Source organism: Mycoplasma sp. 1573, assembly GCF_053851775.1.
In genome coordinates this window covers 163,457-177,673 of record NZ_JBSQBG010000002.1, presented here as the reverse complement: position 1 = coordinate 177,673, position 14,217 = coordinate 163,457, and the positions used below count along the sequence as shown (strand labels likewise).

Annotated in this window: 6 protein-coding genes; all 6 read left to right on the top strand. The window is 28.7% G+C overall.

The features are described 5' to 3' along the window. Nucleotides 1-276: 276 nt before the first annotated feature. The 6 genes from ACWXVT_RS02280 to ACWXVT_RS02255 all read left to right on the top strand — a co-directional run bounded on the left by ACWXVT_RS02280 (nucleotide 277) and on the right by ACWXVT_RS02255 (nucleotide 14,158). Nucleotides 277-579, top strand: coding sequence for a hypothetical protein (locus ACWXVT_RS02280; protein ID WP_455967924.1), 303 nt, complete (start codon nucleotides 277-279; stop codon nucleotides 577-579). A 404-nt stretch (nucleotides 580-983) separates the two neighbouring features. Next, nucleotides 984-5,546, top strand: a complete 4,563-nt coding sequence (locus ACWXVT_RS02275) for a hypothetical protein (RefSeq protein WP_455967923.1) — start codon at nucleotides 984-986, stop codon at nucleotides 5,544-5,546. 78 nt (nucleotides 5,547-5,624) lie between these two features. Beyond that, nucleotides 5,625-9,470 (top strand): ZmpA/ZmpB/ZmpC family metallo-endopeptidase, encoded by a 3,846-nt coding sequence (locus ACWXVT_RS02270; protein WP_455967921.1) that lies wholly within the window; start codon nucleotides 5,625-5,627, stop codon nucleotides 9,468-9,470. A 125-nt stretch (nucleotides 9,471-9,595) separates the two neighbouring features. Further along, nucleotides 9,596-9,919 (top strand): hypothetical protein, encoded by a 324-nt coding sequence (locus tag ACWXVT_RS02265; RefSeq protein ID WP_455967919.1) that lies wholly within the window; start codon nucleotides 9,596-9,598, stop codon nucleotides 9,917-9,919. A gap of 282 nt (nucleotides 9,920-10,201) precedes the next feature. Further along, a complete protein-coding gene (locus ACWXVT_RS02260) occupies nucleotides 10,202-12,847 on the top strand; it encodes a hypothetical protein (RefSeq protein ID WP_455967918.1) in 2,646 nt (881 codons plus the stop codon). A 57-nt stretch (nucleotides 12,848-12,904) separates the two neighbouring features. Further along, complete coding sequence (locus ACWXVT_RS02255) at nucleotides 12,905-14,158, top strand: hypothetical protein (protein ID WP_455967917.1); 1,254 nt, start codon at nucleotides 12,905-12,907, stop codon at nucleotides 14,156-14,158. Nucleotides 14,159-14,217: the final 59 nt, after the last annotated feature.

Below are 14,217 nucleotides of genomic sequence, written 5' to 3'. Positions count from 1 at the left end.
CTTTTTTAACAATGTAGTAAAATACTATTCCATTGGTTTAAAATAAGAAAAAAGCACCAACAAACAAAAAATGACTCTAAATTAATATATGATTTAGAAGCTTTTTAAAGCAGGAAATGCCTCAAAAATAATCAGATAAATGTTGGTTTTTAGACTTCCTATATTCAGATTTCATGAAGTTTATTTTAGTTAATATTTCTTTGATTACTCTTGTTACTTTATTTTGTAAGTACAAGAGGATTTGCATGTTTTTTAAATTTAAAATCAGGAGAAAAAATGACAAAAGTTAAAAAAACTCTGTTAGCGATGGGATTAGTCTTAGCATCAGTTATTGCTATTTCAGCACCAGTAATCTCTTGTGGAAACAAAAAAGAATCCACTACACCTGAAAGAGACAAATTAAGAGTAACACTCGACAAACTTGTAACAGCATACAAATCACTTGGAATTTGAGACACACTTAAATCTCAGTTAGAGCCTGTTTTTGCACAACTTAACAACATAACAGAAGAACAAGCAAAAATTGTTAACGATACTTGAACCAAAACATTAGAAGGACTGAATTTGTCACAACACTAAAATCCAAGTAAACACTAAACACAAGTATAAAAAACCGTGAGCTTATTACTCGCGGTTTTTAGACAAAAAAACACTCGCCTTAGCGAATGTCTTAAAGAATTGATTATCTTAAGTGTGCAAACATTGCAATTAAAGAAATTATTGAACCCACTAATAAAATAGAACCAATAACAATGTATTTTAGAAAACTTTTTTCTTTATTACTTTCATTTTTCATAACAATAATTATATAGCACAAAGAGTTAATTCAACCGAAATAACTAATAAATAAACAAGTAAGTATTTGAGTACTAAATGCTAGCGTTTTTTGTGTCAAGATTGTTAATAAACATTAACACTTTTTTTACAAGCATTACAATTTATGTATGACAATGCTACATTTTTGCATTGTATAAGGAGAAAAAATGAGAAAAAGCAGCAAAATGCTGATTTCAGTCAGCACTTTAAGTTTAATAGCAATTTCAATAAGTATTGCATACCTTATTTATAACACTACTAAGAGAAGAGTGAAAGTAGTTTACACAAAACTAGAACAAATTCTTAATAAAGTTGACTCGTTTTTGGAACAAAACAAAGATCAACCAGGATTCGAAGTGTTGCGCAACGTTTATGAAGAAGTTTCTAAGCAATATAAAAGTTACGATCAAAAATCAGTTGATGAAAAAAGTGCATATTTAGAAAAGACGTTAAGTGATGCATTTGAAGCATTAAGAAAAATTTTGGACGATGTTTCAAAACTTAATGATGCCAAAAACGAAAATGACAGCTTAGTAAAAACTATTCAAGAGTATATTGAGCAAGTTTTTGGTAATAAACTACCGCAAAGTTGGCAAGAACTTAAAAAGCAAATAGCCGATGATTTGGATTCTATTAACAAAGCATACAAAAATAAAGATATTGACACTATTTTGAAGTATGCACAATCATTGGAACAAAAATTTAATCAATTAAAAGATGATTATTCATTAGCGCAAACAAATAATTTAAAAGAACAAAACCAATCGCTTTTCAAAACTGCTAGTCAGTTAGTTTTAGACTTGAAATTGCAAAATGATCCAATTCAAAAAACAATAACAAGCAACTTTTTTGCAGCAGATGACAATGATAAAACCATTCAAGCAAAAAATGATAATCTTTCAGCAATAATAACAAGTCTTCAAAAACGAAAAGAAGAATACTTACAAGTTAATAAGGCAAATGAAGAACAACTAAATAGAGCTTTGGACATAAAAACTAAATTAGACGAGTCAAATAATGTTTTGAACGAAAATCTTAAAGATAAAATCACAGATGCCATAAATGCAAATAATGAAATCTATCCTAAATTAACTAACAATGAAAGTCGCTGAAACGAAGTTAAGAAATTACAAAAAACTAATGACGAAGTTGAGCACGACTTTTTCTATAATAAATATCAGTTAGCAAGCAAAAAAGCGAATGAAATATACGCGTATTTAGCACAACAAGAAGGTGCTAACGATTTAGCACCAAAAGCTAAAGAATTAATTGATAACAATATTCAAACAAAAGATTCAAGTAACACTGATTTACAGAATTCTTCATATTCACTGACTAAAATTTCAAGTGAGCTAGAATATTGATATCAAAGAAGACTAATTAAGTCTAAGAATCAATATTATGAAACCTTGTTGCAAGCTGAAAAACTAAAAAACTTCCTTGTTAGTGCGATGCCAAACGAGTCAACTGATGAGTTAAAGAGCTTAATCCAGGAACTAACTAAAGCTATTAAAGATAATGATAATTTAATTAGCCAAGATAGCAAGCAATATGATCTAAGAGTGCAAAATTTGACTCAAAATATGAATTCTATCAAACAAAGAATGAACAATTTGACTGATGTGGCACACAAGTGATACGAGCAACAACATAATGTTGTTTCGCAATTACTAACTACTTTAACCAATGAAAAGCTTAAAAATTACTTGACTCAAAGATTACAAGAAAATAGTAACTTAAAAGATCAAGAATTAAAAACTTATGCCAATGCGGCTGCCAATTTAGAAAATGCTTGCAACAAAGTACTAAGTTATCAAGAATTTGAAAAAGAAAAGACAGAAATTGATACCTGGTTAGAACAAAATCCAAACATTTCTGATGAATACAAGACTCAAATTACTGATAAGAAAACTCAAGCACAAACTAATATTGATAATCTTTTGGATGAAAATAACAAAAACTCACAAGCAATGTCAGATGTAGTTTCATCCCTAGAAAATTATTTTAATCACATTCGTTTAAATGCTAAAAAAGATGAAGTGAGTCAGTTCCAAACACAAAACAATCAAGCTTTAGAAACTTTAAATAGCAAATTAGAAGAAGCTAAAGTGCGTCAACAGTTAGTGAGTGAAATCAACACTAAAATCCAAGAAATTGAAGACAAGATTTTACAATCAAAAATCTTGGATAATGAGGCAAATCAAACTGAAATAAACATTAACAATTTTTTAAAAATAGCAGTTAATTCAATTTCAAAAGCTCAACTTCAAGATAAAAGTAATGAAGCACAAGATTGAATTGCAAAAAACAGCCAAGCTATTGGAAACGATCGACTTGAGACATTGAAAAATATAATTGATGATGTTAATCAAACAATAAACCAAAACCCCGATTTAAACTTCGACAACTTAAAAGATAAACTTGTTTTAATTTTCAACAAAACTAAAGTTGCTAAATCAGTTTCTGATTTAAGTAATTTGTTTAAAAATAATCAAAACTTACTTCCAACACTGACTGATAATAGTCTAGAAAAATCAGTTGTTACAGCAGTTAATGATAACATCACTGAGTCACTAAAAATTGCTAACGAGTTGCTAAATGGTAACAAAGTTACAGATAAAGATGAAACTAAGCTTGCTAATGCATTTAGTGATTATCAAAGTATTATTCAAACTGAAACACAACGTTCATTGACACGCCAAAAATACACTGAGGCTAATGATTTTTACAATGACTCTTCAACTACCAGCGAACTGGCTAAGAATATATTGCAACCTACTCTTGCAACAAGTTTAGGCGTAATAGATAGCAAAAATTCGAGTTTCAATCAGTTGAAACAATTAGCAACTTCGCTTGCTAATAAATTGGGATTGGCTAAAGAAGTAGAAAAATACTTTGATAAAAAGACTGAAATTAATAATGATTTTCTATCAAAATACACTGACACAAAACCTGGTTACGTGACTGATTTAGAAGCCAAAATTCAAGACCATGACCAAACAGTTCTTAGCCAAGCTAATGACAACGGTAACAAAGATATTGTCAGCCAGACTTTAAAACAACTAGGTTTAGATTACCAAACTGCTCTAGATGAAAAAGATAATGAAGACTTACAATTGGATGTTTCAAAAGCTAAAACTTGAGCTCTAGCAAATACCTATTTATATGCTTATCCACACTACTTGAATTTAACTAACAATATTGCCCAAATTGAAGCTAAAACTAAGGAACAAGTCAAACAAGAATACCCAACACTTAAATCAGGACTTGCTAACACTTTTGCTTTAGCACAAGTAACAAAAGCCTTAGTTGATACAACTGATACTTGAAATAAATACAAACAAAATAATGATGTTAGCGACTTGCATGGAATCTTAGCTAATGTCGAACAAGATATTCAAGATGTAAAACAAAAAATAGCTTCTTACAATACTTCTACTCAATATCAAGATGTTAAAGATGCGATTGTAAAAATGGTTGCTGATGATTATGTAATTAAATTTAGTAACATTAGTTCAGAACTGTATCAAATTACTAGTTGAAACATTTTTGACATGTGAAGAAGTGCTGAAGACTCTGAATATTTCGAAAAAAGAGGATGATATCATATGTTCATTATTGGTAAAATCGATACTAATTACAAAAAAATCGAGCAAGCATACAATGAGCAAGATTTAGACGCTATTAAACAAGCATATAACAAAACTGCTAGTTGAACAAAAATAGTAAATTATGCAGATGATGACAATCGAAATGAATACCCAGAACTATATCGAAATATCAGCAATTTAGTTGTCGAACATTACAACGAAATCAAGAATGAAGATTTAAAACAATTCAAATCACTTGAATTATTCTTAGACTTTTTTGATCTAAATAGTTCATATCCTAATTGAGAACAAAACAAAGAAGAGATTGTTTCAAAATTAAAAAATAAATATGCTCTAATTAAGAAAGCATTATTTGAAGATTACAAATGTATAAACTACAGTGACTATTTAGCAGAAGATCGAAAAGATGATCCAAATGAAGCAATTGAAACACTTAAAAAATGTTTATTTTACACATTTATTCTTCTACACACAGATAAAGATGGAACAGTTATAACTAGAATAAAACATCTTGCGTCAAGTTACGAGAATTTAATAAATAGTTTACAGCAAGATAATGTGAATGATTCTCTATTAAACGAGCTAAGACAAAATAGCGATTTTAATCAATCGATTAGTTCACTTCAAAATTATTCATCAATGGATAATAGTGATTTCATAAAAACAGGCAGAGAAGATGAAATCAAAGCAAATCATCAAGAGGTTGCTGAGTTGTATGCAAAACATGAAGAACTAGGTTGATGAATAGAGTGACAATTGAGAGAGTATTATGAAGATGGAAATGGATATATGACAAACAAAAGCAAAAATGCTTATGACTTCATCCAGGCTATAATATCAACACAAAATAAGATAAATCTAGTTATTGAGAATTTATATAATAAAAAAGTAAGCAAAATCAAACAAAAAGCACAACAAATTGAAAACAAACTATCATCAAAATACTTTGATATTTTGCAAAAACTAGACGAAGCACAAAATTACTATGATCAAGCTTCAGTTAAACAAGAAAATCTTGATGACAATTCATATTCTCAAACATACGATTCGTTACAAAAGGCTAATAAAGCTTTCAATATTCTTGATTCATTAATTAATTCACTTTCAACAGAAAATTAACATTTAGCACTTAGCAAAACCTAAGTGCTTTTTTGTTTGTATAAACTACTATAATTTAATTAATAATTAAGGAATAAAATGGCGAAAAGAAGAAAGATTTGAATAACATCAAGCATATTTTTATCATTATCATCACTATCTTTAGGATCGTTTGTGTTATCTTGCAAAAACACAAATGAATCAGTTGTTGATTATACAAAACTTTTGCAAGCAATCAAAAGTGCTGAAACTTTAGTTAAAAATAATGCCAATAGTCAGGAAATTGCTGAATTGCAAAAGTTGCTCGAAAAGGTGCAAAAAGAGTTAAAAATATACAATCAAGATCAAGTTGATAACACAGTGAAATTGATTAACGATCTAGCAGAATCCACCGCTAAAAAACTTTCAGAAATTAAGCAAACTAAACATTCCGACAGTGATGAAAAACAGGGTGAAAACATTAATAAAGAGGATAATATTACTAATCCGGAAAATATTAAAAACACTGGTGATAACACTGAAAACAACACAAGCAACACTGACACAAAGACCCAGGATAATGAAAATGCACCAAGTGAATCTAAAACAGATATAAACCCAGAACATGCCGATCATGATAGACAAAATTATTTCACCCAAAAGCTAAATCTACTTCAAGAATTTCAAATCTTTTCTTCGTTAGTAAGAACTAATTTATTGAACTTTTTTGCTCAAGAAAAATTAAAACCACTATATGTTACGAACATCGAGAAAACGTTAAGTAAAATAACACTTGATTTTCAAAATGATGAAATAGCCTTGCAAGACATACAAAATCAAATTTCTAATCTAAAAAGCTTCTACAACACTGAAATAAATGAGTCTTTAACTAAGTTGTTTTCAAGATTTGAAAAACTGATCAATTTACCAAAAGATGATAATCTTAATCAAGAAGAATGAAATACTTTTAAGTCAAAACTTAGCAAAAAAATTGAGGATTTGAAACGTAATTTATGCTCTAATAAAAATACAATTTCATTTATTAAACTTCAGCAAAATGAGCTTGAAAATTTTGTTAAGCAACAACAGCCACATTCTAAAGATATAGAACTGTCTTCAGACTCTTTAGTTGTACCGTTAAACAACATTTTGAATGCAAAAATTTACTATAAAAATGCTAACAATAAATATGAGTCTATTTCAAATTTAGATTCTTCTAAAATACCAAAAAACAACATTTTTATTGAAATTTTTACACAAAATCACACTTTTTATTTTCCTATCATTCAAATTTCGAAATTTCAAAACCTTTTAAAAGTGAGCTTTGATATAAGTAACTTAAACTTAGTTAAAGCATCAGAATTTATCTTTTTACCACTTGGTAATCAGCAACCGGAAAATATTAAAAATTTGAATCAACGAAATGTTGATTTTAGCAAAAATGATGCATACAAAGAAAAAAACCTTGTCGTTTATCAAAATGTTAGTTTATTAGCTCCATTCCTGACTGAAGAACAAACAATTTCACTAGCAAACAAAATTGACATAAACAGCCATATAGCTTGCAAAAAAATCACATCAGTTGTTCCTTTAAATGAAAATGAAGTTGTTGTCAATTTAAACAAAAATCACTCAGATATTAACAGAATCCTAATCAGATATGAAGATGGATTTGTCGAAAAAGTGAATGTTAGTCTTGAAAACAATGCAAGTTTACAAAAACGTTATCAGTACAAAATATCTGGACTAGATTTATATTATCAACCACTAGTTTCAAACCTAAAATCTGACAATATTATTGAAAAAGTAAAAGATGATTTTATGAGTCTAGATTTTTCGTGGCAACAAATAAAAAATCATTTCAATCTTGATTCAAATTTTGTTGATGTTTCTTCTTCACTGCATTTGCAAAAAACATTTTTGAAAAACAAGCAAAATATAGTGACGATCCTAGAAGACATTCTTGAAAGTAATGCAATAGCTGCAAATAGTGAAGATATTACTTCGTTTTATGTACAAAAATTAGCTCAAAACTCTTTTAGCATATTGTTTAACTACTCTTATTTTGATAGATGGTATTCAATAGATTTTGCAGGAATTCACTTGACAAAATTACTTATTTTTTATAAACATTTCTGACATATTCAAACCACTAGTTTATTGGATTGATTAATAGAAGTTAGTCAAGTTGATTTTTCTTTCTTCAAACCAGAGTTAAATGTGGAAATGTTTTTGAAGTCTCTAGCAACTAAACTAGATAAAAAATCGCTTTTTGACTTTATTGTTGATACTAGAAAAATGTTAGTGCCTAATCTTTCGAATAATGAATGACTAAAACAGTCTTCAAAAGCATATATTGTTGAGGCTTTTACTTCAGATAGCGAACTAAAAATATTGCAAATGCAAGCTAACCAGCCATACAGTATCGGAGTGTTTGATAGGATTAGTGATTCTAAGTTTAAATATCGTCAAATGTTATTGCCCTTGTTAACTTTATCAAAAGAAAGCATGTATATAATTTCAACCTTATCTTCACTTTCTTTTGGTTCATATGAACGATATTTTGATTTAAATGACAATGTAAACGTCCAAAATAATATTCAAAACATTCATACTATGATAAACAATGCTGCCAAGTGACAAAGTAATTATTTTGATTTCTGATATCACTTATTAAACAAACAAGATAGAACTAAATTATTTGATTATGTAAACACATTCGACGGTTATTTATTTGTTAAACAAAGTAACATTGAAAATTCTGAAGGGTGACAAGATTTAAATTCGTCTTGCCCTTCTATTGAAGAATTTTTTAGTCCTATTAACAAAGGAATTAAATATTTATATACAGCTGGTGCTTATGCAATAAGTCATGAAAACTATTTCACTTTCAGAAAAATATTAACACCCGACGGACATACTATTTTTACACACGAAACGACTCATAATTTAGATGGAAGTACGTACTTTTTAGGTTATGGACGAAGAAGCGGAATGGGAGCTGAAGCCTATGCCCAAGGTCTGCTGCGAAATCCAATGTTTGATGAGTCAATAATCGGTATCAATTTTTCGTTTGAAACTGATTTTAACAACAGACAACGATACCAAGTTTCAAATCCACTAAGTCAATTCAGCAGTGACCCAGCATTGCAAAACTATATGCATAATGTTTTTGACTTTATTTATTTGACCGAATATCTAGAAGCAAAAAGTCTTCTAAAACAACCACTTAAAACAAAGAAAATATTATTTTTCCAAGTATCAAATCAATTAGAAAAAATCAACAATGATTATTCACATGCTAATAATGTAATTGACATGAATTTATCTGATGATTTTATTAACAATTTAAAAACTGTTGATGATCTTGTCGATAACAATATCGTTTCTATTAGAAATCAAAATCGTAAAACTAGTTTCTTTTCCAGAAATGAATATAATGAAGTGAGCTTGACTAATAGTATATGAGCAGCCCTTGACAATCCAAAGGGCGCTCCTGGATCGTTTATGTTCAAAAGAATGGCTTTCGAATTACTAGCCTACAAGGGATATTACAATGGGTTTATTCCTTATGTTTCGAATCAGTTAGCAATCACTTTAAAAGATTATTACGACCAAAAAATTGTTACTGATAAGCAAGTTTTCGATGCTATTTTAAAAGATAAATTCAATAGTTGATCTGACTTTAAAAAGACCATGTATAACAATGCTTATAAAGCAGCTCAGAATTTTATTAAACCTATAACTATCAATTATGAACTTGGTAAAGAAATCACCGATCAACAAATCATAATTAATAATGTTGCTCAGCTTGAAAATTTAATTAATCAAGCAATTACTTATGACAACAAAAATCTAACACTAGCAAAACTAGGTTCAGGTGAATATGATAGACTTAAAAAACTCTTATTTAAAGCATACCTTTTTGCAACTAATGATTTTCGTACCTCGATGTTTAAAAAGTAATTTAAATGCACAAAAAAACTTAAAAAAGTAGTCAAAATAAGTAATGTTTCACCTTTTAAAGGCACATTACTTTTTTTTTTTTTTTTTGTGATAATATTTCTTAAATATTAAAAGCGAGGAGAATTATGAAGAAAACCAAAAAATATGCCATTTTGTTATCACTTCTCAGTGCTATTGCAGCAGGTAGTTCAATAGCCTATTTGTTAAGTGCTAAAAGTGTTGAAAATGAACCTGTTAAAGATTTTGAAACCTTACGTAAAACATTGCAAGACAGCAATGAGTTTTTAGCTCAAAACAATCAAAATAATGATTTTGAAACTCTAAACGATAAATATCAAACAATTAACAATGAATATTCCGGATACAAAAGTCAGGATATTATCGATACTCGTAATAACGAATTGCAAGATGAATTGCAAAAAGCCAAAGATAAACTTTTAGTAATGTAACAAAAGCAAAAAGATTTACAAAAGGCTATTGAAAACAACAAACAAAGTCTTGAAAATTTAAATTCTTGAATTGAAGATAACAAAAACAACCTAGAAGAAAATGAAGAACAAGATTTAAAAAACAAAATTAATGACAATCAGAATAAAACTCAAGAAGCTATCAATGCAAAAGATGATAAAAAAGTCAATGATTTAACTCAAGAGCTGCAACAACTTTTAGAAGACGCACAAAAGAATTTAGAAAATAAAAAGCAATCGCTTTTGACCAAAAATAAACAGTTAATGCAGAAAGCGCAAGACTTAAACAAAGAAGTAAATGATGAAGAAAGTCAAAAAGCAATTGATAACAATAAAGGAAATGACAAGGACGCAACAAAAACTTTAGAACAAAAAAATAAACAACTAGAAGACTTAATATCGAAGTTACAAGAAAGTAAAAACAAAGACGATCAGCCAGTTCTTGATTTTGAAACTTTAAAGAAAACATTGCAAGAAAGCAATGAGTTTTTAACACAAAATAATCAAAACAATGATTTCAAAGAGTTAAAAGAGATACACCAATCAATCAATAGTGAATATGAAGGTTACAAAAGCCAGGATGTTATCGATACTCGCAATAAAGAATTGCAAGATGAATTGCAAAAAGCTAAAAATAAACTTTTAGCAATGCAGCAAAAACAACAAGATTTACAAAAGGCTATTGAAGATAATAAGCAAGCACTAAATAACTTGAATTCTTGAATTAAAGATAATGAAGACAATCTAGATAAAAACGAAAAACAAGATTTAGAAAACAAAATTAATGAAAATCAAAAACAAGTACAAAATGCAATCAATTCAAAAGATGATAAAAAGATCAATGATTTAACCAAAGATTTGAAAAAGCTTTTAGAAGATATTAAAAACAAAGTCGACACTAAAAAGCAACAACTTTTAGCAAAAAATAGACAATTGGCACAACAAGCACAAGATTTAAATAAAGATAAGAATGATAAAGATGTCCAAAAAACAATTGAAAACAATAAGGGAAATTATCCAGATTCAATAAAAACTTTAGGACAAAAAAATAAACAACTAGAAGACTTAATTTCAAAATTACAAGATAATAAAAACAAAGAAGAAAGTCTGAATATTCAAAACGAGTTGGCCTTACAAAAAGCTAATGAACTTTTGGCTAAACTAAAAGCCAATAAAACTGTCAAAACTGATGATTTGATTAAAGATTTAAATGGCGAAATAGAAAAAGATAAAAATAGCTTCCCATCAGCTGACTTAAGTCAAAAACAAGGTTTGATTGATTCATTGAATCAAGCCATTACAAGAAACGAAACCACTTTTAATAAGCGTCTATATCTAAAAGCACTAAATGATGCTAAAAATCTAAATCAATTTATCCAAGATTCTCCTGATAATAATAACCCTTATAACACTCAACTTCCAGAAGTAATTAATTCGAATACTCTTAGCGATAATGCAACTGTAGCTCAATACGTTGCAAGTACAGAAAAATTAAACGCAACAACTAGCCAAATTCAAGCTGTTTTACAAAACAAATTAAACACAGTAAAAACAAGTTACACTCAAGCACTTAATAATGCTAATGAAGCTCTTAGCTTTTTAAAGAAATTGAATGCTGAAAATCCAAAAGATGAACTATCTGAAGCAATTAAAAACCTTTCACAAGCAATAGAACAAAACAATAGCGTCGATAGCAATTACAGAAAACCATATGAACAAGCAATTTTGGCTTTAAATAAAACTGTGGAAGATGCTAAGAAACGTGTCAAAGAACTTGAAACTTTATCAAAAGAAAATTATGAAAAGTGACTAGCAAAAGATAAACAATTGCAAAGTGAAAATCAAGATAAAACTAATATTTTCAACTACCTTGATAAAGTTATAAAAGCTAATAGTAATTTCAAAAACCCAACAACACAAATTTATGATGCTTCCAGTCAAAAATTACAAAATGCTTACTATAAAGCAACAAAAATGCAAGAATTTGAAAAATTTGCACAGCAAGCTGATGAATCATTAAAAAATATTAACTTAGATCCTAAACCAGATTATGTTACAAAACTAGAATCTGACATTTCTGCATTAAAAAACCAGTTTAACAAACTTTTAAATGATGATACGAAAACTAGTGATGATTTAGTTATTCCTACCCAACAAATGTCACTTCTTTCTTTAAAAGCAAAACTAGCTCTTTTGAAAGAACCTAGCCAAAAACTTCTAACAAAAGTCACCGAAGAACTAACAAAAGAATATAACGACATTCCAAAACAAAATTTGAGTCCTTTAAAACAAATTGCTCAACAAAATTTAGACTTAGTTAACAAACTTTTAGAAGCTGATAATATCACTGAAGAACAAATTAAATCAGTTCAAAATACTATCGATTCTTCAAACACAATGTTGCAAAAAGTATCAATTCAAAACCAAGGTTTAAATTGAATTAAAAAGATTGATGATTTTCTTGCTAATGAAAATTATGACGAAGGCACAAAACAAGAATTGAATAGTGTTCTAAATGAAAATAAACCTGTAATTTTGGATTTAAATAACCAAACTAGTGCTCTTTCACAAGCATCAAGTAACTTAGAAAATGCTTTAAAAACTGCAGAGAAAAAACAATACAAAATTGACTTACAAAATCTTAAAAACAAGTACAGTCTGTTGAGTCAAACAAATACTGAAAAGTTACAAAATTCAAACTCAGAGGTTCTTGAACATGTCAACCTAACTGACATCAATCAACAAATCAACACCAAAACAACAACTATAGATACCTTGATGGAAACTGACGAAGTAAAGAGAACTGAATACAATGACTTATTGCAAAAATATAATGACTTGCTAGCTTCTTCAAAATTAGAGTATTTAAGACAAGAAATAAGAAAAAATAAGGAACATAAGAAAAACTAGGGGTAAGGGTAAGACAGTCGCATTTGCGGCTGTTTTTTTGTTGAAGGGAATTTTAGTATGGCGGATAAAAGTTTTCACGACGACCCTAGAGTTATTACCAAAATAAATTTTACTCCTTGAAAAAATTTAGATAAGGGAGTGGTGCACGATACTAAGTTTTACAAATTAGGGGGTTGAGCGGATTATGTTGGACGCAAAAGCGCAATTATAAGCGAACCCGAAGATATTGACTTGATAGAACAATGAAAAGCAAGTGAGTTGGACTTACAAGCATTTATGAGAACTCAGACGCAAGAAATGAGTAAGCGAAATACCAAGGATTTTAATAGACTTTTTGAACCTGGTAAATTTTCAAAGGAAGAAGTCAAGGAAGAAATGCGAAAAATTGATAACGAACAAATTGTTTATGAAATGTTTGTCAACTTAGGACAGTTAGGAATTGACACTAAATTTATTACCACGGACAAATGAAAGAAAGTTTTGGAACCTAGTTTAAAAGGGTTGTTAAAAGGGAGTAGTATTGATTGACAAAATATAACAGGTTATTGAGTGCTACACGGTAATACTAGTTGACCCCACGCACATATTGCTTTTTGAGAAAAAGAAAAAGTTTATGAAAATGGTAAGTCTTGACGGAAGCGGGGTTTCATTGATAAAGCAAGTAATAATAAGTTTAAAAGAGTTTTATATCAAAGAATAGCACAAAGTCAAGAATATGAAAACATTAATGCTAGCAAAAATGAAATATGAAAGCAAAGGAATAATTTAAGGGAAGAGTTGAAAAACATTGTTAATACTCTTAACAGTGACGAAAAAAATAAAGTGTTAGGAGATATAGCAATTATAAGAAATGAACTTAAAGGGATTAGAAATGTTTCTTATGCTAAACAAAATGAAACCGTTAAAAAAGCAGTATGAGAAATTTTTGAAGCAGTTAAGGAAGATAATCCATATTTTGAAAAAATTTATTATGAATATACAACTAAACTTGATATCTTAAACAACTTAAAATCTAACAATACTTTTACAAATCGGCAGGTTATGGAAGCAATTAATAAAGAAAAAGATAATTTTGAAAAATTCGTTGGGAACATTATTATCAAAAGCGCAATTAGTGGAGATAGTGGTAGGTTTTTAGACAATATTAAAAGTTACAAAAAAGAAGATTGAAAAGACATTGAAGAAGACAAGAAAAAGCAAAAGCGTAAAAAGATTATTGATAAATTGTTTAATGAAATTATTTTCGATATTAATAGAAGAGAAAAAAGCAAAATCAATAAAGCAACTTGAAAAGCGCGCCGCGGATATTAGAAAGGTTAAGTTATTAAAAAGTTTTTTCTACACTTAATTGGTATTGCGTTGTTGTTTAT